This window comes from Kribbella sp. NPDC050241 (assembly GCF_044459685.1).
Lineage (GTDB): Bacteria > Actinomycetota > Actinomycetes > Propionibacteriales > Kribbellaceae > Kribbella.
Genome location: NZ_JBITJE010000001.1, coordinates 1,415,274 through 1,434,383, shown reverse-complemented (window position 1 = coordinate 1,434,383; position 19,110 = coordinate 1,415,274). Strand labels below are relative to the sequence as shown.

The 19,110-nt window shown below is 68.1% G+C and carries 19 protein-coding genes; 15 read left to right on the top strand and 4 right to left on the bottom strand.

Features of this window, described 5'->3' with window-relative positions; genetic code table 11:
• The first annotated feature begins 111 nt into the window (after nt 1-111).
• Entirely contained in the window at nt 112-399 is a 288-nt protein-coding gene (locus ACIBG5_RS06820; protein WP_396390532.1) for a hypothetical protein, read from the top strand.
• A 6-nt stretch (nt 400-405) separates the two neighbouring features.
• Here the strand turns inward: ACIBG5_RS06820 and tsaA are convergent, their stop codons facing one another.
• The 3 genes from tsaA to ACIBG5_RS06805 are packed head-to-tail and all read right to left on the bottom strand — an operon-like array spanning nt 406 to nt 3,092.
• Nucleotides 406-819, bottom strand: a complete 414-nt coding sequence (gene tsaA / locus ACIBG5_RS06815) for a tRNA (N6-threonylcarbamoyladenosine(37)-N6)-methyltransferase TrmO (RefSeq protein WP_393389866.1) — start codon at nt 817-819, stop codon at nt 406-408.
• Nucleotides 816-1,571 carry a metallophosphoesterase gene (locus ACIBG5_RS06810; RefSeq protein WP_396390531.1) on the bottom strand — a complete coding sequence of 252 codons (756 nt, stop codon included), beginning with the start codon at nt 1,569-1,571 and terminating at the stop codon, nt 816-818. The genes tsaA and ACIBG5_RS06810 overlap by 4 nt, the downstream gene beginning before the upstream one ends.
• A gap of 9 nt (nt 1,572-1,580) precedes the next feature.
• Nucleotides 1,581-3,092 carry a PstS family phosphate ABC transporter substrate-binding protein gene (locus ACIBG5_RS06805; RefSeq protein WP_396390530.1) on the bottom strand — a complete coding sequence of 504 codons (1,512 nt, stop codon included), beginning with the start codon at nt 3,090-3,092 and terminating at the stop codon, nt 1,581-1,583.
• Between the two features lie 120 nt (nt 3,093-3,212).
• Here ACIBG5_RS06805 and ACIBG5_RS06800 point away from each other — a divergent pair, with 120 nt between their 5' ends.
• The 4 genes from ACIBG5_RS06800 to ACIBG5_RS06785 are packed head-to-tail and all read left to right on the top strand — an operon-like array spanning nt 3,213 to nt 7,158.
• Nucleotides 3,213-4,571: a dihydrolipoyl dehydrogenase family protein gene (locus ACIBG5_RS06800; protein ID WP_396390529.1), complete on the top strand. Its 1,359-nt coding sequence runs from the start codon at nt 3,213-3,215 to the stop codon at nt 4,569-4,571.
• 45 nt (nt 4,572-4,616) lie between these two features.
• A complete protein-coding gene (locus ACIBG5_RS06795; RefSeq protein ID WP_396390528.1) occupies nt 4,617-5,636 on the top strand; it encodes an energy-coupling factor ABC transporter permease in 1,020 nt (339 codons plus the stop codon).
• Nucleotides 5,633-6,391, top strand: a complete 759-nt coding sequence (gene cbiQ, locus ACIBG5_RS06790) for a cobalt ECF transporter T component CbiQ (RefSeq protein ID WP_396390527.1) — start codon at nt 5,633-5,635, stop codon at nt 6,389-6,391. Before ACIBG5_RS06795 ends, cbiQ begins: the two co-directional genes overlap by 4 nt.
• Nucleotides 6,388-7,158 (top strand): energy-coupling factor ABC transporter ATP-binding protein, encoded by a 771-nt coding sequence (locus ACIBG5_RS06785; RefSeq protein ID WP_396390526.1) that lies wholly within the window; start codon nt 6,388-6,390, stop codon nt 7,156-7,158. The genes cbiQ and ACIBG5_RS06785 overlap by 4 nt, the downstream gene beginning before the upstream one ends.
• On the opposite strand, the gene ACIBG5_RS06780 is transcribed toward ACIBG5_RS06785, so the two are convergent.
• On the bottom strand, nt 7,159-7,863 hold the full coding sequence (locus ACIBG5_RS06780; protein ID WP_396390525.1) for a GntR family transcriptional regulator: 705 nt from the start codon (nt 7,861-7,863) through the stop codon (nt 7,159-7,161).
• Between the two features lie 138 nt (nt 7,864-8,001).
• On the opposite strand from ACIBG5_RS06780, the gene ACIBG5_RS06775 reads away from it, so the two are divergent.
• The 10 genes from ACIBG5_RS06775 to ACIBG5_RS06730 all read left to right on the top strand — a co-directional run bounded on the left by ACIBG5_RS06775 (nt 8,002) and on the right by ACIBG5_RS06730 (nt 19,094).
• On the top strand, nt 8,002-9,039 hold the full coding sequence (locus ACIBG5_RS06775; RefSeq protein WP_396390524.1) for an Ldh family oxidoreductase: 1,038 nt from the start codon (nt 8,002-8,004) through the stop codon (nt 9,037-9,039).
• A gap of 32 nt (nt 9,040-9,071) precedes the next feature.
• On the top strand, nt 9,072-10,301 hold the full coding sequence (locus ACIBG5_RS06770; RefSeq protein WP_396390523.1) for an iron-containing alcohol dehydrogenase: 1,230 nt from the start codon (nt 9,072-9,074) through the stop codon (nt 10,299-10,301).
• 22 nt (nt 10,302-10,323) lie between these two features.
• The gene (locus ACIBG5_RS06765; RefSeq protein ID WP_396390522.1) at nt 10,324-11,751 is read left to right on the top strand and encodes an NAD-dependent succinate-semialdehyde dehydrogenase; all 1,428 of its coding nucleotides are present in this window, start codon (nt 10,324-10,326) and stop codon (nt 11,749-11,751) included.
• Nucleotides 11,752-11,754: 3 nt separating this feature from the next.
• A complete protein-coding gene (locus tag ACIBG5_RS06760) occupies nt 11,755-12,708 on the top strand; it encodes a carbohydrate ABC transporter permease (RefSeq protein ID WP_396390521.1) in 954 nt (317 codons plus the stop codon).
• Nucleotides 12,698-13,555, top strand: a complete 858-nt coding sequence (locus ACIBG5_RS06755) for a carbohydrate ABC transporter permease (RefSeq protein WP_396390520.1) — start codon at nt 12,698-12,700, stop codon at nt 13,553-13,555. The genes ACIBG5_RS06760 and ACIBG5_RS06755 overlap by 11 nt, the downstream gene beginning before the upstream one ends.
• A 2-nt stretch (nt 13,556-13,557) precedes the next feature.
• Nucleotides 13,558-14,640 (top strand): mandelate racemase/muconate lactonizing enzyme family protein, encoded by a 1,083-nt coding sequence (locus tag ACIBG5_RS06750; protein WP_396390519.1) that lies wholly within the window; start codon nt 13,558-13,560, stop codon nt 14,638-14,640.
• 85 nt (nt 14,641-14,725) lie between these two features.
• The gene (locus tag ACIBG5_RS06745) at nt 14,726-16,045 is read left to right on the top strand and encodes an ABC transporter substrate-binding protein (protein WP_396390518.1); all 1,320 of its coding nucleotides are present in this window, start codon (nt 14,726-14,728) and stop codon (nt 16,043-16,045) included.
• 1 nt (nt 16,046) lies between these two features.
• Nucleotides 16,047-17,093, top strand: coding sequence for a mandelate racemase/muconate lactonizing enzyme family protein (locus ACIBG5_RS06740; protein ID WP_396390517.1), 1,047 nt, complete (start codon nt 16,047-16,049; stop codon nt 17,091-17,093).
• Between the two features lie 138 nt (nt 17,094-17,231).
• A complete protein-coding gene (locus ACIBG5_RS06735) occupies nt 17,232-18,020 on the top strand; it encodes an SGNH/GDSL hydrolase family protein (protein WP_396390516.1) in 789 nt (262 codons plus the stop codon).
• A gap of 45 nt (nt 18,021-18,065) precedes the next feature.
• On the top strand, nt 18,066-19,094 hold the full coding sequence (locus ACIBG5_RS06730) for a winged helix DNA-binding domain-containing protein (RefSeq protein ID WP_396390514.1): 1,029 nt from the start codon (nt 18,066-18,068) through the stop codon (nt 19,092-19,094).
• Nucleotides 19,095-19,110 lie beyond the last annotated feature (16 nt).

Sequence of the window (19,110 nt, the reverse complement as noted above, 5' to 3'; positions counted from 1 at the left end):
CTTCGTCGTTCGGGACCGAAGTCCTGAGGATCGAGGACTTTCGGCCGCAGTGCCGCAGCGGTGCCAGGTGATGGACTTCAGTGCCGGGATTCCTAGCTGAAGGCAGGCCGGATGACATCGTTTGACCTCGACGAGCCAGACAGCACCAACGAGCTGCACGCGGATGTGGAGACCTACCACCAGGGCGGCACGTGGTACACCCGGCGGTGTGACAGCCCCGAGCCGTTCGCCTCCGGGGCGAGCCGGCTGCGGCTGATCGCGATCGGCGTCGAGGTCGCCCGCTGGAACGGCCTCCGCCATGTCATCCGTGACTCCGACGGCACGGTCGCCGAGATCAACACCTACCTCACCGGCCCGTACCCGAGCCGCGCACCGACCGGGCAGCGCGTCCCTGGCTGAGGCATCTCAGCGGTCGGTGATGTCGCCGAGTACGGGTTTGACGTCGACGATGGGGGTGCCGTCGATGGCTTCGAGGTGATCGACGTGCAGGCGCAGGCCGTCGGTCGCCAGGATCGTCACGCGGTGCAGGCCGAGCGGGTTCGGGCGGTCGGGGGAGCGGGTGCTGAAGACGCCGGTCGCCGGACGGGACAGGTCACCGCGTGGATGAACGGTGAGAACGTCGCGTTCGGAGCGATCGAACCAGCTGATCAGGATCACCTCGTCGCCCGGAGCGAGGTCCTGAAGAGCGGCGCGGACAGACTCGTCGAACACGACCCACGCGTCCGGTGCGCCTTCGTCGCCCTGACGTGGAGCCTCCGCGCGGGTTGCGAGTGACGACTCGACCCGTCCGATCGGCCGGAGGACGAGGTCGCCGGTCACAGCGGAAACCTGTAGACGGTCTGCAGCGGTTCGCCAGGCGTGTGGACATGGAGGGCGAGACCTGGGTAGGCGGTGGGGTCGACGACACCGCTGCCCGAGGTCGGGGGTTCGAACGGGAGCGGAACGGTAGAGCGAATGCCAGGAGCTCCGAGGACGGGGTGGCCGGCGAACGTCGTGACGATCGGGTTGTGCACGTGGCCGGTGAGGATCGCGGTGATGGTCTTGCCGGTCAGGACCGTCTCGAGGCCTTCGCGGTCGTGGAGCATCCACTGGTCCATGACCGGATGATGCAGCTCGAGCGGAGGGTGATGCATCGCGACGAACACCGGTCCGTCGAACGACTCCCGCAGTACGCCGTCCAGCCAGGAGAGCGAGTCGTTGGACAGCAGCCCGTGGTCTTCACCAGGCACCGTGCTGTCGACCAGGACGAACCGCGCGCCGGCCACCTCCCGGACCTGATGCACCGGATGCCCGTCGCCGGGTGAGTCGACGTACGACGCCAGTCCGGCGCGGAGCGGCGCGCTCACGTCGTGGTTGCCCGGGAGCATCAGCACCGGTATGTCCGTCGACAGCTCGGCCGCGACTTCGGCGTACTCGGAATCCAGGCCGTGGTCGGCCAGATCACCGGTGACGAGGATGACGTCGACCGGCTGGGCGAAGGCCTTCAGGTACGACGTGATCCGGCGGAGCCTGGATCGTGGCCCGTCCGAACCGTCGAGATGCGGGTCGCTCAGGTGTGCGATGACGATCATCCCCGCAGACTAACCACAGAACCCGGTCGGGAGATCACTGCACGGGACGAGACCGCTGCGTTCGAGGATCGGGCGTGCCTGCGGCGAGCGTACGTACTCCAGGAAGGTCGAGGTCAGCGATCCGGTCTCCGGCACCTTGTAGGTGTAGGCGTGCTCGACCTCCCAGAACTTGTACGCCCCGGCCGCGACCTTCGAGGAGTCCGGTACGACGTCGTCGACGGTCGCGATCGTGACGTCGGGGAACTTCCGGGCGCCGCCGAGCTCGGCGTAGCCCATCGCGCCGCCGATCTCGTTGACCCGGGTCAGCAGCTCTTCCGTCGTACCGACCTCGCAGCGGTGGTACTTCGCCGCCGCAGCGTCGTCGTCCGTGCGGCAGTCGTCGGACGTGATCCCGAGCTCCTGGTCGCCGCCGAGCACCTTCTCCCGGAACACCCGTCGCGACCCCGAGTCCGGGCCGACCCGGCTGACCATCCGGATCGGCAGATCCTTGCCGCCGACGTCCTTCCAGTTGGTGATCTGGCCGTTGTAGATCGCCCGCAGTTGCGCGGTGGTCAGCGACGTCACCGCGGCCGACCGGTTGATCACCACGGCGAACACCACCACCGCCATCGGTTCCCCGCGCAGCGTGGGCGCGTCCTCGGCCGGTCCGTCCGACATGGCGATCACCTTGCTCGCCGCGGTCCCGTCCTGCGCCCCCAGGTCGCTGAGGCTGCGCACACCGCTGCGGCTGCCGTTCGCCGCGATCGTGATGTCGGCCTGCGTGCAGTCGGTCACGTACGCACTGCGCAGCTCGGTCATGGTCGGTTCCACAGCGGTCGACCCGATCACCCGGAGCTGCCCCGACTCGCAGTTGTCCGGCGGCTGCAGTACGTCGACCAGGAAGAACGCGACCAGCGCGCCGACCAGCACCAGCGTGGTCGCGCCGAACATCAACGTACGGCGGCCCGGCCCGCGCGGCCGTGGTTCGTGGTACACCCCGCCGCCGGTCGACCCACCGGCCAGATAGCCGGAGTGGGCGACGTCGCGGCCCTTCCCGGACAGCACGAGCAGGAACTTGAAGTGGTCGCCGCGGTTGATCGCGATCCGGGGCACCACGAGCTTCTCGGTGTCGACGTAGTCGGCCGGGTTCATCCGGCTCTCCAGCATCTTGCCGAGCGAGTCCGGCTGCGACTCGACCACCTTCATCCGCACGATCTTGCGGTCCGGGAACACGAACGAGACCTTGTCCTGCATGTCGCGCGCGTCGATGTCGGTCCCGCCGGCGTTGTCCAGCCGCAGCAGCACGATGCTGGGATCCTGGACCACCGTCCCTTGGTGGACCACCTCGACGTCGACCATTTCCCTGGCGCGGTTCTGCTTCGGATGCACCCCGATCTGCGCATCCACCTGGACCCGGTAGACGAGCCGTTTGCGGCGCAACAGGTAGCGGTCGAGCAGCCAGACGATCGAGGTGCCGAACAGCGTGACGGCGGCAATGACGGTCTCGATGTTGATGCTGCCGAAACCAGAGAAATCGAACAACGTATCCCCACTTCTACGAGTTCCGCAGCGTAGTGGCCCGCGGTGAACGATTGCTTACCGCGCGATGACGCGCAGGCTCAGAGCTTGGCCGGTTCCGGCCCCTTCTGCGAGATTGTCCGCATGGCTGAACAGGTGGACGTGGTCGTTGTCGGACTGGGTGTGGGCGGCGAGGAGGCCGCCGGGCGATTGGCACAGGCAGGGCTGCGCGTGGTCGGGATCGAGTCCCGGCTGGTCGGTGGCGAGTGCCCGTACTACGGCTGCATCCCGAGCAAGATGATGATCCGGGCCGCGAACCTGATCGCCGAGACCCGACGGGTCGACGGCATGGCCGGTACGGCGTCCGTCCAGCCGGACTGGGCGCCGGTGGCCAAGCGGATCCGCGTGGAGGCGACCGACGACTGGAACGACAAGGTTGCGGTGGACCGGCTCGTCAACAAGGGCGCGACGGTGCTGAAGGAGCGCGCCACGTTCACCGGCCGGAACACGGTCCGGGCCGGCGATCGCGAGTTCGAGGCGACCCGCGGCATCGTGATCGCGACCGGTACGATCCCGGCCGTCCCGCCGATCGACGGTCTGGCGGGTACGCCGTACTGGACGAACCGGGAGGCGATCGAGGCGGACACGCTGCCGGCCTCGATCGTGGTGCTCGGTGGTGGCGCGATCGGGATGGAACTGGCCCAGGTGTTCGCCCGGTTCGGATCGCGGGTGAGCGTGATCGAGGGTGCCGCCGAGGTGCTGTCGATGGAGGAGCCGGAGTCCGGCGTACTGGCCCGCGAGGCGCTCGAGCGCGACGGCGTCACGTTCCACACCGGCCTGCACGCCAAGCAGGTCGGGTACGCCGGGAACACGTTCACCGTCACGCTGGACGACGGGTCCGCGGTCAGCGGCGAGAAGTTGCTGGTGGCAACGGGACGCCGGATCGCGACCGACGAGCTCGGCCTGGACCAGCTCGGGCTCGACCCGAAGGCCCGCCGGATCGAGGTGGACGGCCACGTCCGGGCCGGCGACAAGGTGTGGGCGATCGGCGACGTCACCGGCGTCGGCGTGTTCACCCACAATGCGATGTACCAGGCTGACATCGCTGTCCGCGACATCCTCGAGGAGCCGGACGCACCGACGGCGAGTTACCACGCGATGCCGCGGGTGACGTTCACCGATCCGGAGATCGGCGCGGTCGGGATGACCGAGAAGCAGGCCCGGGAGGCGGGGCTGGACGTCCGGACCGGGTCGACCCCGATTCCGGCGTCGACCCGCGGCTGGATCCACAAGGCCGGCAACGAGGGCTTCATCAAGGTGGTCGCCGACAACGAGCGTGGTGTCCTGGTCGGCGCGACCAGTGCGGGTCCGACGGGTGGCGAGGTCCTCAGCGCGCTGGCGGTCGCGGTGCATGCGGCGGTTCCTGTGCACTCTCTGCGACAGATGATTTACGCATACCCGACATTCCACCGGGCGATCGGCGAAGCACTGAAGGCTTTGTGAAATTGCTTGTTGCGATCCGGTCGCAACTAGCTCACCATTGTTCAGGTGCATGTTCCTGACGGCTTCTTCGACGCCCCGACGTCCGTCGCGACCGGTCTGATCGCGGCGGGCGCGGTCGGCTTCAGCCTGCAGCGGGCCAACCGCGAGATCCGCGAGACCGGGCCGGCGCTGGCCGGGCTGACCGCGGCGTTCGTGTTCGCGGTGCAGATGGTGAACTTCCCGGTCGGCGCGGGGACCAGCGGGCACCTGCTCGGTGGTGCGCTGGCTGCGGCGTTGGTCGGCCCGTGGTCCGCCGTACTGGTGATGTCGACGGTGCTGCTGGTTCAAGGGTTGCTGTTCGCGGATGGCGGGCTGACTGCGCTCGGTACGAACATCACATTGATGGGTCTGATCACGGTGCTCGTCGGCTACTTCCTGACGCGTGCCGTGCTGAAGGCGCTGCCGCGCCGGGTCGGCAGCGTCGTACCCGCGGCCACGCTCGGCGCGCTGGTGTCCGTCCCGGTCGCGGCGCTGGCCTTCACCGGGTTGTACGCGATCGGTGGCGCGGTCGACATCCCGCTCGGCAAACTCGCCACCGCGATGGTCGGCTGGCACATCCTGGTCGGCATCGGTGAGGCCGTGATCACCGCGGCCGTGCTGAGCGCCGTGGTCGCGACGCGGCCCGATCTGGTGTACGCCGCGCGCCACCTGCAGCAGGACCTCGTCCTGGTCGATGCCGACGGCAACACTTCGACCGTCTCGCCGGACCGGCCGATCGCGGCCAAGCCGGCCGGGCGCCCGCTCGGTGTCGGGATCGCGGTGACGCTGGTGGTGGCGGGTGGGCTGAGCCTGTTCGCGAGCGCGCATCCGGACGGGCTGGAGTTCGTCGGGGCGAAGCTGGGCTTCGAGACGGCCGCCAAGTCGTCCGCCGTCGCCGGCAGCCCGCTGGCCGACTACGGGGTCAGCGGCATCGGCAACTCCGAGGTCTCCGGTGCTCTGGCCGGCATCATCGGCGTACTGGTCACGATCGTGCTCGGCCTGGCCATCGCCAAGCTGGCCTCACTCCGGGCGAACAAGGCATCGTGAGCGGCGACGGCCTGCTCGTGGCGGTGGACAGCAGAGTCCACCGAGTGCCGGCGCAGGTGAAGCTCGTCGCGTTGTTCGTCTTCGTCCTCGCCGTCGTGTCCACGCCGGCGGCGGTCTTCTGGGCCTTCGGTCTGTACGCCGCGATGCTCGTGGCTGCTGTGGTCGTGGCCAAACTGCCGGTGCACGTGCTGTCGCGGCGGCTGGCGGTGGAGACGCCGTTCATCGTGTTCGCGCTGCTGTTGCCGTTCGTGGCGACCGGCCCGCGGATCGACGTACTCGGAGTGGAGTTGTCGCAGTCCGGCGTACTCGGCGCATGGAACGTGCTCGCCAAGGGGACGCTCGGAGTGGTGGCGGCGATCCTGCTGTCCGCGACGACTGCGCCCCGCGACCTGCTGGCCGGCCTCGAACGGTTGCGGCTCCCCGCGACGCTGGTGGCGATCCTGTCGTTCATGATCCGCTACCTCAGCGTGGTGTCGGACGACCTGCACCGGATGCGGATCGCCCGGGAGTCGCGCGGGTACGCCGGTGGTCGAGTGGGCCATCTGAAGGCGGTCGCCGGGGGAGTGGGTGGCCTGTTCGTCCGTAGCTTCGAGCGCGGCGAGCGCGTGCACCTCGCGATGCGGTCCCGCGGCTACACCGGCCGGATGCCTCTGCTGAGTCAGACCGGAGCAGTCCGATCGCAATGGCTGGAAGGTCTCACGATCTCCCTGCTCGCGGTCCTCATCGCAGTCATGGCAAGGGTGGTGGGCCTGTGAGCGGTCCAGCGATTCACGTCGAGCGGCTCGTGTTTGCCTATCCGGACGGGCGGCAGGCGCTGTTCGGCGTCGACTTCATCGTCGAGCGCGGGGAGCGGGTCGCGCTGCTCGGTCCGAACGGTGCCGGCAAGACCACGCTGGTGCTACACCTGAACGGGATCCTCGGCTCGGTTGCCGGTGGGACCGGGAGCGGCCGGATCCAGATCGGCGGGACCGGCTTGCATCGGGAGCATCTCGCCGAGGTGCGGAGGAAGGTCGGCCTGGTTTTCCAGGACCCGGACGACCAGCTGTTCATGCAGACCGTGCGCGACGACGTGGCGTTCGGACCGGCGAACCTCGGGCTGCGTGGCGCCGAGCTCGACGAGCGCGTGCACGAGGCCCTTGTCCAGGTGGGCATGCAGGATCACGCCGATGTCGCACCGCACCACCTGTCATTCGGTCAGCGGCGGCGGGTCGCGGTGGCGACGGTCCTGGCGATGCGGCCCGAGGTCCTGGTGCTGGACGAGCCGTCGAGCAACCTCGACCCGGCGGCGCGGCGGGAGCTGGCCGACATCCTGGCCGGGCTCGACGTCACCCTGCTGATGATCACGCACGACCTGCCGTACGCCTTGCAGCTGTGCGAGCGCAGCCTGCTCATGGACGACGGCCGGATCGTTGCCGATGGCAAGACTCGTGACCTGCTCGGCGACGCCGAGTTGATGAGTGCGCATCGCCTGGAGCTCCCGTACGGATTCGACCCGCTGTCGGTGTCCGGCCCGGAGCGCTGATCAGGACGTCGTAGCGGCCTCCTCGACGCTTGCCGGGGTCGACTCGAAGGCGGACCGCAGCCGGCTGCGGGACGCATTCAGGTGGGCGTGCATCGCGGCGTCCGCGGCCTCGGTGTCGCGCTGCCGGATCGCGGTGACGATCAGGTCGTGCTCCTCCAGCGCGTCCTCGGTCACCCGGGAGTCGCGCAGCAGCCGGAACAGCTGCAGATGGCTGTGCAGCTTGGCGAAGATCTCTCCGAAGTAGCTGTTCCCGGTGGCAGCGATGATCGCCTGGTGGAACTCGGCGTCCTCGCGGGCGAAGGCGCCGTACGACATCGTGCCGGCCTGGTAGCGGACGCGCAGGTCGGCGGCGATCCCGGCGATCTGCTCGACCTCGACCCGCTGGTGCCGGCCGGCCGCGAGGCCGGCGCAGTACGGCTCGATCAGGAACCTCGCTTCGAAAAGATCCTCGAACCGCTCCGGAGTCAGTTTGGGGCTGGCGGAATATCCGATCAGATGTGTCTTGGTGACCAGATCTTCGGCCTCCAGCCGGTTCAGTGACTCCCGGACCGGGGTCTGGGACACGCCGAGCTGGCGGCTGACCACGTCGACCCGGATCCGCTCGCCGGGCTGGATCGCTCCGTCCAGCAGCCATGTCTGCAGCTGCTCGTAGACGACATCGCTCATCCGGGTCCGTTCGGGACGCTCGGCACCGCGTTCGCTCATCTGTCTTCCCTGTCCGGCCGGCGGGGTGGTGGGCCAGATCGTGAATCCGTATCCACAGACCATTGCAAATCATATCTGATCTGATCTAGCCTGCCAAGAATCGCCACGCTCCACCGATCCACCCCTGGGATGGTCGACGTGCACACAGACCTCGCAACAGCTCAGTCCCTGGCCGAACGTCTACTCGTCACTGCGGGTGTTCCCGCCCCGGCGGCGACCCAGCAAGCCGAACTTCTCCTGGTCGCCGAGGCGAAGGGAGTGCCGTCCCACGGCCTGCTCCGCCTGCCACGTCTGCTTCGCCGGCTGGCGAACGGCACCGCGAGCCCGACGAACACGGGCAAGCACGAATGGCTCAGTCCCTGTTACCTGTCCGTCGACGGCGAGCAGGGCCTGGGACCGGTGGTCGCGCTCCGCGCTCTGGAGGCGGTCGTTCCGGCGGCCGGACGTCACGGCGTCGCGGTCTGCTCGATCACGAACAACAACCACCTCGGCATGCTCGGCTTCTACGCAGGCCGGATGGCCGAGCGCGGCGTGGTCTGTCTGGGGATGACCACGAGCGAGGCGCTGGTCCATCCGTGGGGCGGTACCGAGGCGATCCTCGGGACGAACCCGTTGGCTCTCGGTGTTCCCGCGCGGCCGCATCCGCTGGTGCTGGACATGGCAACGTCGCAGGTCTCGATGGGCAAGGTCCATGACCACGCGCTCCGCGGCGTACCGCTCGAGCCGGGCTGGGCGCTGGATGCCGCCGGCAACCCGACGGTCGACCCCGTGGCGGCCAAGTGCGGATCGATCGCGCCGTTCGGGGGAGCGAAGGGCTACGGACTCGGGCTGGGCCTGGGTGCGATGGTCACCTTCCTGACCGGTGCCGCCTACGGAACGGCGGTCGGCGGGACGCTGGACGACACCCGCCCGAGTAACAAGGGCGACCTGTTCATCCTGATGAGCGGCGGTGGGTACTCCGCCTCGGAGTACCTCGACCAGGTCCGCGGCAGCCGACCTGCCGACCCCGCTTCACCGGTTGCGGTTCCCGGTGACGGATCTCGGGCGCGCTACCAGGAATCGGTGGCTCACGGCATCGAGATCGCCGACGAGTTGTGGCGCGAGCTGACCGCCCTGGACACAGCGCAGGACGCGGCCCGGGATGCAGCCCAGCCCGAAGCAGTTCTGGCCGAATGACCCCGCCCACGACCGGACAAGGACCCGCCACGATGACGATCACCACTGCCTCGTTCGGCGTACAACGATCACCGCGCACGGTGGTGTTCGGCGCCGGTCTGCGCTCGCTGCTCGGCCGCCACGCCGCGGAGTACGGGCGCAAGGCGCTGGTCTGCACGGACGAGCGGCTGGCTGCCTCGACCGAGTTCACCGAGCTGATCAACGACCTCAAGGACCACGGCATCGACGTGAGCGTGTGGTCCGACACCGCGCCCGAGCTGCCGGCCTCGGACATCGACGCCTGCTACAACGCGATGAGGTACGCCGGAATCGAGGTCGTGATCGGGATCGGTGGGGGCAGCTGCCTCGACCTGGGCAAGGCGCTGGCGTTGCTGCTCAGCCACGGCGGCCCGATCGACCGGTACTACGGGGAGAACGCCGTACCTGGACCGGTCCTGCCGATCATCGCCGTACCGACGACGGGCGGGACCGGGTCCGAGGTGACGCCGGTCTGCGTTCTCAGCGACAGCCGCCGTGAACTCAAGGCAGGCATCTCGTCGGCGTACCTCGTTCCCTCGGTCGCGATCTGCGACCCGGAGCTGACCTACACCTGCCCGCCCGCACTGACCGCGAGCGCCGGTGCCGACGCGGTGTCGCATCTGGTGGAGTCGTTCACCGCGATCCAGCGGCCGCCCACCGCGGTCGGCGAAGGTCGCGTGTTCATCGGCAAGAACGTGATCAGCGACTCCTACGCACGCTGGGGTCTCGGGCTGCTGGCCCGGGCCCTCCCGGAGGCCTTCGAGCATCCGGACGATCGGGAGGCACGCTCCGACGTGATGCTTGCGGCGAACGCGGGCGGCTATGCACTCGGAGTCGCCGGAACCGCTGCGGCGCACGCGCTGCAGTACCCGCTCGGTGCGCTGACCCACACCGCGCACGGTGTCGGAGTCGGAGTACTCCTCCCGTACGTGATGCGCTACAACGCTCCCGCCCGGGTCGCGGAGTTCGCTGAGATCGCGACGATCTTCGGCGTACCGGCGAGTGACGGCGGGGAAGCCCAGGCGCTGGCCGGCATCGAGGCGGTCGAACGCCTGCTGGACGGGATCGGCATCCCACCCACGCTGAAGGAACTCGGACTGACCGAGGACCAGCTTTCGTACGTCGCGTCGATGGGGCTGAAGTCGGTCCGGCTCGTCGACAACAACCCCCGGCCGCTGGATACCGAGGCGCTGTACGAGATCACTCGCGCCGCGTACGCCGGCGATCGCAGTAACCCGTTCTGACCAGGCCTTGGGAGCACACCAGATGATCTCTCCGCACGATCTCTTCATCGATGGTCAGTGGCGCCCGGCCGCCGACGGCCGGCGGTTCGCCGTGCACGATCCGGCCGACGGGTCCGAGCTGGCGCAGTTCGCGGCCGCCACCGAGGCGGACTGCCTTGCGGCGGTGGACGCGGCGGCCGATGCGCTGGCCGGCTGGGCGGCGACCCCGCCCAGGCAGCGCTCCGAGATCCTTCGGACCTGTTTCGACATCCTCACCGCCGAACGTGAGCTGTTCGCCGGCCTCATCGTCGCCGAGAACGGCAAGGCGTACGCCGACGCCCTCGGCGAAGCGAGCTACGCGGCCGAGTTCTTCCGCTGGTTCGCCGAGGAGGCGGTCCGGATCGGCGGCGACTTCCGGCTCTCGCCGTCGGGTGACAAGACGATCGTCGTCCGGCGCGATCCGATCGGGGTGTCGGTGCTGATCACCCCGTGGAACTTCCCGGCGGCCATGGCGACCCGCAAGATCGCTCCCGCTCTCGCAGCCGGCTGCTCGGTGGTGCTGAAGCCGGCGAGCCAGACCCCGCTGACCGCGGCGTACGTCGTCGAGGTACTCCGTCGAGCCGGTGTCCCGGCGGGTGTCGTGAACCTTGTGACGCCTGTGCCTGCCGGCCCCGCGGTGAGTGCGATGCTGCACCATCCCGCCGTACGCAAGCTGTCGTTCACCGGCTCGACCGAAGTCGGTCGCCTGCTGCTGCGGGAGGCTGCGGACCAGGTGGTCAGCTCGTCGATGGAACTCGGCGGGAACGCGCCGTTCGTCGTCCTGCCTGGTGCCGACGTGGACGCCGCGGTCGAGGGCGCGATGGTCGCGAAGATGCGCAACGGCGGATCGGCCTGTACGGCGGCCAACCGGTTCTACGTGCACGACTCGCTGGTCGAGGAGTTCAGCGCCCGGATCACGGTGGCGATGAAGGGCATCACGATGGGCCCGGGCGCCGACCGGTCGAACGACCTCGGCGCCCTGGTGTCGCCGGAGGAACGCGACAAGGTGGCCCGGCTGGTCGACCAGGCGGTCGCCGACGGGGCGACCCTCGCTCTGGGCGGTGAGACTCCGGAGGTGGGCGCCTTCTACCCGCCGACGGTGCTCACCGACGTACGGCACGGGAGCGCGATCAACCAGATCGAGATCTTCGGCCCGGTCACCGCGATCGTCTCCTTCAACGACGTCGACGAGGCGATCGCGATGGCGAACGACACCATCTACGGCCTGATCGCCTACGTGTACGGCGATCCCGCCCAGGCGCTCGCGGTCGCGCAGCGGATCGACGCCGGCATGGTCGCGGTCAACCGCGGCGTACTGAGTGATCCGGCGGCGCCGTTCGGCGGGACGAAGCAGTCCGGGCTCGGCCGCGAAGGCAGCTCCGAAGGCATCCTCGAATTCCTCGAGGAGAAGTACATCGGGATCGAGGTGTGACCGATGGCCAACGCCGTCCTTCCGACTCTGACACCGCCCGACGTCGACGGCGGACCCCCGGCCCGCAAGCGGGTGAAGGCCAAACCGAAACGGCAGAACCTGGCCGGCTGGCTGTTCGTCGGCCCGGTGATCTTCGGTGTGCTGTTCTTCCAGCTGGCGCCGGTCGCGGCGTCCCTCGTGGTGTCGCTGACGAACTGGACCGGACTCAACTCGCCGAAGTTCCTCGGCCTGGGCAACTACCGCGAGCTGTTCACCGTCGACGACACCTTCTACCCGTCGCTGCGGAACACGGTGATCTTCACCCTGGTCGTGGTCGTCCTGACCATCGGTATCGGCCTCGGGCTGGCGGTGCTGTGCAACCAGAAGGTCAAGGGCATCGGCGTCTTCCGGACCCTGTACTACTCGCCCGCGGTGACCAACGTGGTCGCGATCGGCTTCGTCTGGTTCTGGCTCTACAACCCGGACAACGGGTTGTTCAACTCGACGCTGAGGACGATCGGGATCGACGGGCCGGCCTGGCTGTCCGACACCAAGACGGCCCTGATCGCGGTGATCATCGTCGCGATCTGGCAGGGGGTCGGCTACCCGATGGTGATCCTGCTGGCCGGGCTGCAGAGTATCGACAGTTCGCTGATCGAAGCGGCCACAGTCGACGGCGCGTCGGCCTGGCGGCGGTTCTGGGCCGTCGTCGTACCACTGCTGACACCGAGCCTGTTCTTTCTGACGATCACGCAGTTCATCACGTCGTTCCAGGTGTTCGGGATCATCTACGTGATGACGTCCGGCGGGCCGAACAACGCCACCTCGGTGTTCATCTTCCACATCTACGAGACAGCCTTCGGGCACGGCCGATTGGGCTATGCCTCGGCGATGGGCTGGGTGCTGTTCGTCATCGTCGGCGTCGTCACCGCGATCCAGTGGAAGATGGAGAAGCGGTGGGTGCACTATGACAACTGAAGCGCTGCGGATTCCGGTCAACAAACCACCACGGCACCTTCCGCGCCGGATCGTCGTCCTCTTCGTCCTGATCTTCTTCGCCGTCGTGTTCGCGATGCCGATGCTGTGGATGGTGAGCGCGTCGCTCAAGCCGGAGAACGAGGTACTGCAGTCGCCCCCGACGTTCATCCCGTCGACGTTCCAGTGGGGCAACTACTCCCAGGCCGGCGACGGACTGCTGCCGTTCTTCGTGAACAGCTGCAAGCTCGCGGCGCTGAACGTCGGGTTCCTGCTGCTGTTCGCCTCGCTGGCCGGCTACGGCTTCGCCCGGCTCAACTTCGCGTTCAAGAACCTGGCCTTCGCGTTGTTGTTGTCGACGGCAATGATCCCGAGCATGGTGTACCTGGTCCCGCAGTACATGCTGTTCCGCGAGATGGGCTGGATCGACACCCACTACCCGCTCTGGATCCCGAACGTGCTGACGCCGGTCTTCGGTACGTTCCTGCTCCGGCAGGCGTTCCGCGGCGTACCGATGGAGCTGGAGGAGGCGGCCAAGCTCGACGGCGCGTCGACCTTCGGCACCTTCTGGCGGATCATGCTGCCGCAGGTGAAGCCGGCGCTGGCCGCGGTCGGCGCGCTGACCTTCATGGGCTCGTGGAACGACCTGTTCGGGCCCTTGATCTTCCTCAACTCGACGCGGCTGCAGACGATGCCGATCGCGCTCGCGCTGTTCAAGGGTGAGTACTTCACCCAGACCAATCTGATGATGGCGGCGGCGACGCTGACGATCCTGCCGCCGTTGCTGCTCTTCCTGCTGGCCCAGAAGTACTTCGTCCAGGGCATCACGATGTCCGGCCTGAAAGGATAGCCATGCGGATCACCCGGATCGAATCGATCATCCTGCTCGACAAACTCCACCTCGTGAAGGTGCACACCGACGAGGGCCTGGTGGGCGTGGGCGAGGTCAGCCCGATGAACGCCCACGTCTCGCACAGCGTGGTGGAACACGCGCTCGCTCCGTTGCTGGTCGGCGAGGAGGCCACCGACATCGAGCGGCTGTGGCGCCGGCTGTACACGAAGCCGTACAAGCTCGGACCCGGCGGCGCTCAGCTGAACGCCATCGCCGGCATCGACATCGCACTGTGGGACCTGCTCGGCAAGGCCGCCGGACTGCCCGTCTACAAGCTGCTCGGCGGGAAGTACCGCCAGAGCATGAAGGTGTACGCGAGCTCGATGGCCCGCGGCATGACGCCACAGGAGGAGGCCGAGCGGGCGAAGTCCTTCCAGGAGAAGGGCTTCTACGGCTACAAGATCCACTCGTCGACACCGTGGATGCACGACGACGGCTTCGACCAGACCATCGCGACCGTGACCGCGGTCCGCGAACTCGTCGGCGACGACTTCCCGATCCTGGTCGACGTCAACAACGCGTACTACGAGCACACCGCGATCAAGATGGCCCACGCGCTGGAGGACCTCGGGGTCTGGCACTTCGAGGAACCACTCGCCGCGCACGACTACACGGCGTACGGACGGCTGGCCGACGCGGTCGACATCCCGATCGCGGTGGGGGAGCAGGAGTACACCATCTGGCAGTTCCGCGATCTGATCACGGAGGGCCGGGTCGACATCCTGCAGCCCGATGTCATCAAGTGCGGCGGGATCACGGAGTTCAAGAAGATCGCCGTACTCGCCGACACCTACACCAAGCCGATCACCGTGCACAACACCCAGCAGACGGTCGGTACGTCGGCACACGCCCACCTCTGGGTGAGTACGCCGGCCTGCGTGTACCCGCAGGAGTACAACATCGAGCACAACCCGATCCTGGACGACGTGCCGATCTGGCAGAACCCGCTGGTCCCGGTGAACGGGGAGATCACGCCCTGGGAACTGCCCGGGCTGGGTGTCGAGCTGAACGAGGACGCGATCGCGAAGCTGCGCACCAACTGAGAGAGCCAACCCCCGCCCCATCCGAGCACTGCAACACCCGTCACGCGTGCCGCGTGGCGTCACCCCTGACAGAACAGGAACGACCATGACCGCAGGACAGTTTTCTCGAAGGTCGGTGCTCAAAGCCCTCGGCCTCACGACCGGGGCGATCGCGGTCGGTGCGCCGCTGGCAGCCTGCAGCGGCAACGGCGGCGCGGGAGGCGGTGGTGGTGGCAACGCATCCTGGCTGACCTGGGACACCAACAGCGGCACCCCGCTCTACACGGTCGCCGAGAACTGGGCCAAGCAGGCCGGCAAGACACTCGACATCCAGTCGGTACCGGGCGACGACTACGACACCAAGCTGCGCACCGTACTGTCGTCCGGCGCGGCACCGACGGCGATCCGGATCAACGACGACTACGTCAAGGGGTACTACGCGGAGGGCTCCCTGCTCGACCTGAAGCCGTACCTGGACAAGGACGGGATCAAGGCCGAGGACTACTTCCCGGTCGCCTTCAACTTCCCCAAGCAGGAAGACGGCGCGCACGCGGCCTGGCCGATCATGACGAACCCGGGCGTCATCTACTGCAACACCGACGCGTTCGCCGAGGCCGGCGTCGAGCTGCCGCCGAAGGACTGGGCCGCCAGCGGCTGGACCTGGGACGACTTCCTCGACGCCGCGAAGAAGCTGACCAAGCCGAACGGCGAGCGGTACGGCGCGCTGGTCTTCCCCGACACCTCGCTGGAAACCGTGTGGCCGGTCAACAACGGTGGCGACGGCATCTACTCGAAGGACGCCACGCGCTTCACGCTGGCGGAGCCGCAGGGTGCCGAGGCGGTCCAGTGGGTCGCCGACCTCGCCTTGGTGCACAAGGTTCACCCGGACTTCGCCACCGTCACGGCCGGCCGTCAGACCCCGAACTGGGCGCTCTCGCAACTGGGGACGGGCAAGGTCGCGATGCTGCTGTCGCTGACCAGCGGCATCCCGTACCTGCGCAGCAACGCGAAGGTGAAGTGGGACATCTTCCCGCCGCCGATGAAGGCCGCCCGCAAGACGGTCAACACGATGACCGTGCTGGCGATCCCGAAGGACTCGAAGGACCCCGACACGGCCTGGGACTTCCTCAAGTACTGCGCCGCCGCGGACGCGGCCAAGCTGCTCGCCGAGTCGCGCGGCTTCATGCCGGTCGCGAAGAGCTCGTCGGCGCTGTTCGTGCCGGACGACAAGGGACCGGCGAACCTGGCCCTGGTCACGCAGGCGCTGGACAACGCGGTGAACGAGAACTTCAGCCGCTACATCGAACGCGCCCGGACCATCTACCGGCCGGTGCTCGACGACGTCTGGAGCGGCAAGCAGACCGCCGCCGCGGCCCTGGGTAGCGTCAAGCAGAAGGTCGAAGACGTACTCGCAGGCAAGGGGTGACATGAAGATCACGGAGATCAGCGTCGAGGTGCTGTCGGAGGCCAAGGCGCATCCCGTTCGCGACGCGATCCAGTTGCTCGACCGCAACGGGCGTACCCGGGTGCGGATCGACACCGACGAAGGCATCACCGGGGTCAGCAACACCTACTTCGGGCGAGTGGCGAGCTCGCCGGCGGTGCTGGCCTCGATCGTCACCGAGCAACTGGCGCCCGCGATCGTCGGCGAGGACCCGACGCTGATTCGCGGGATCCGGCAGAAACTGCAGACGCTCACCGACTACCAGGGCACGGCCGGACTCTCGTCGTACGGGATCTCGGCGATCGATCTGGCGCTGTGGGACCTGCTCGGCAAGTCGCTGGACGTGCCGGTCTGGAAGCTGCTCGGTGCGCAGCGGACCGCGATCCCGACGTACGCGATGGTGGGCTGGCTCGAGTTGGACGTCACGGGCCTGGAGACCGTGTCGGCCAAGGCGATGGAGCAGGGCTTCCGTGGCGTGAAGATGAAGGTCGGCGGCGGCCCGCTGAGTGAGGACGTGCAGCGGATCAAGGCGGTCCGGGCGGTGATCGGGCCGGACGCGCCGCTGATGGTGGATGCCAACCAGGCGTTCGGGTACTCCGAGGCGCTGCGGCGGGGCCGGGTGTACGAGGAATTGGACTGCCGGTGGTTCGAGGAACCACTGCCGGCCGGCGACACCGATGCCCATGTCCGGCTGGCCGAGAAGCTGGACATCCCGATCGCAACCGGCGAGAACCGGTACGGGCAGGCGGCGTTCCGGGATCTGATCGCCCGCGGGGGAGTCGGCGTGGTGCAGCCCGACCTGAGGCGTGCCGGTGGGCTCACCGACTGTCTGGAGATCGGACTGATGGCAGCCGGCTTCGGTGTCCCGTACGCCTCACACGGCGGGGGTGCTCACATCCACGTCCTGGCCGCGTTGCCGAACACGATCTACGTGGAGAGTGGGCTGCTGCCCGCGGACGGCCGGGTCGAGTTGGTGGACGGCTGTTATCCACTGCCGCTCGGCCCCGGCTTGTCGTCGTGGAACGACTAACCGGAGACCTCGGCCTACCAGGATCGGCAACTGGCGGTGAACTTCTTACCAGACCCTTGTGTGTTACTCGCGAGTCAGCGAAGGTGACGATGAGTACTTCTGTCGCCACCTCTCGCATACGCAAAGGCGGTCCGCCCCATGAAGTCCATCGCCAGTTTGCTCACCGCCGCGGCCCTCGGCGCCGCGATGCTCCTCAGTCCCGGGGTCGCCCACGCGGCCGCACCGAACTACGTCGCACTCGGTGACTCCTACGCCTCGGGCGTCGGCACCCGCACCTACATCTCCAGTAGCGGTTCCTGCCAGCGCTCGACCAAGGCGTACGCCTACATCGACGCCGGCCGGATCGGAGCCAACCTGACCTTCGTGGCCTGCTCGGGGGCCCGGGTCGCCGACGTCACGGCGAACCAGCTTCCGTCGGTGACGGGCTCCACCAACATCGTCTCCGTGCAGGTCGGCGGGAACGACGCCGGGTTCTCGTCGGTGATCACCGAGTGCGCGAAGCCGTCCTGGCTCGGCAACTGCACCGGCGCGGTCGCCAATGCGCAGTCGATCATCAACAACACGCTGCCCGGCCGGCTGAACACCCTGTACTCGTCGATCAGGAGCCGGGCGGCGTCGGCCCGGGTCGTGGTGGTCGGCTACCCGCGGATCTTCAACGGGACCGACTGCAACGCCGGCACGTTCTTCAGCCCGGACGAGATGACCCGGCTGAACGCGACCGCCGACCTGCTCAACTCGAAGATCGCCGCCTCGGCGAGTGCGGCCGGGTTCGCGTTTGTCAACCCGACCCAGTTGTTCATCGGCCACTCCGTCTGCGGCAGCCCGGAGTGGATCAACGGTCTGTCCAACCCGGTCACCGAGTCCTACCACCCGAACGTCACCGGCCAAGCCAACTACGCCAACCTCGTCCAGCCCGCTCTGGGCTGACGAGGCACCTGTCTGCGGCACCCCTGCTCATGATGTGATGCAGGGGTGCCGCACAGGTCTGTCGACTGGCTTCTGGCCGCGCGTTTCGAGGCCAACTGCCTGGATCGCCCCGTCACCGATCCCGGTCCGGCTGCCGTGGCGGACGTCGTACACCGAACGGCCGGCCTGCAGGCCCAGGCCTGGCGTGGGGCGGCGCACGCCGTGCGGGCTCGATCGGCTGCCACGACCTTCGCTGATGTGTCGCAGGCGCAGGAGGTCGATCGATCCGTCATCCGCGGCTGGTTCATGCGCGGGACTCTGCAACTCGTCGCGGTGGAGGATGCCGGCCCGCTGCTCGGGCTGCTCGGTCCGAAGCTGATCAAGGACACCGAGCGCCGGTACGGCGAACTCGGCTTGACCGAGGCGATCCGGGCCGAAGCGGCCGACCTTCTCGAGGAGCATCTGCTCATCCACGGACCGACTGGTCGCGCCGAGTTGGCCGACGTACTCGTGAAGGCCGGGCTGATCGAGGAACCGCGGGGGCAGGCGGTGTATGCGCTGATCCGGCACACCGGACTGCTCGGACGGCTGTGTTACGGGCCCGGATATGACAAGGACGAGACCTGGGTCGCGGTCCGCGACTGGCTGGGGAAGCCGCTCGTGCTGGAAGGCGATGCCGAGGACTTGGCCCGTCGATACCTGGGGGCGTACGGCCCGGCGACGGCTCGGGACTTCGCGACCTGGTCGGGGCTGCCGGTGCCGGCCGCGCGGGCCGCGGTGCGGGCCGTGGCGACCGAGTCGTTCGAGATCGAGGGGGATGTGCTGGTCGCGGTCGAGGATCTGCCGGGGAGCGAGGCCGTGCGCCTGCTGGGGGAGTTCGACGCGTATCTGCTCGGGTATCAGGATCGGCGGCAGGCTCTGGCCGAGGAGTACCACCGGAAGGTGTTTCCGGGTGGCGGAATGCTTCGTCCGGCGGTGGTGCGGGGCGGGCGCGTCATCGGTACCTGGCGGCATGCGGATCGTTCGTACGAGCTCTTCGGCCCGCGGATGGACCTCGCCGATGAACTCGCGGATGTGGCCCGGTTCGCCGGTTGATCGTATATGCCTGATC

Excerpts from the sequence above, each read along its gene's own strand:
- ACIBG5_RS06820 (WP_396390532.1), top strand. The coding sequence starts at position 112 with ATGACATCGTTTGACCTCGACGAGCCAGACAGCACCAACGAGCTGCAC.
- ACIBG5_RS06810 (WP_396390531.1), bottom strand. The coding sequence starts at position 1,571 with ATGATCGTCATCGCACACCTGAGCGACCCGCATCTCGACGGTTCGGAC.
- ACIBG5_RS06800 (WP_396390529.1), top strand. The coding sequence starts at position 3,213 with ATGGCTGAACAGGTGGACGTGGTCGTTGTCGGACTGGGTGTGGGCGGC.
- ACIBG5_RS06780 (WP_396390525.1), bottom strand. The coding sequence starts at position 7,863 with ATGAGCGAACGCGGTGCCGAGCGTCCCGAACGGACCCGGATGAGCGAT.
- ACIBG5_RS06770 (WP_396390523.1), top strand. The coding sequence starts at position 9,072 with ATGACGATCACCACTGCCTCGTTCGGCGTACAACGATCACCGCGCACG.
- ACIBG5_RS06765 (WP_396390522.1), top strand. The coding sequence starts at position 10,324 with ATGATCTCTCCGCACGATCTCTTCATCGATGGTCAGTGGCGCCCGGCC.
- ACIBG5_RS06760 (WP_396390521.1), top strand. The coding sequence starts at position 11,755 with ATGGCCAACGCCGTCCTTCCGACTCTGACACCGCCCGACGTCGACGGC.
- ACIBG5_RS06755 (WP_396390520.1), top strand. The coding sequence starts at position 12,698 with ATGACAACTGAAGCGCTGCGGATTCCGGTCAACAAACCACCACGGCAC.
- ACIBG5_RS06750 (WP_396390519.1), top strand. The coding sequence starts at position 13,558 with ATGCGGATCACCCGGATCGAATCGATCATCCTGCTCGACAAACTCCAC.
- ACIBG5_RS06745 (WP_396390518.1), top strand. The coding sequence starts at position 14,726 with ATGACCGCAGGACAGTTTTCTCGAAGGTCGGTGCTCAAAGCCCTCGGC.
- ACIBG5_RS06740 (WP_396390517.1), top strand. The coding sequence starts at position 16,047 with ATGAAGATCACGGAGATCAGCGTCGAGGTGCTGTCGGAGGCCAAGGCG.
- ACIBG5_RS06735 (WP_396390516.1), top strand. The coding sequence starts at position 17,232 with ATGAAGTCCATCGCCAGTTTGCTCACCGCCGCGGCCCTCGGCGCCGCG.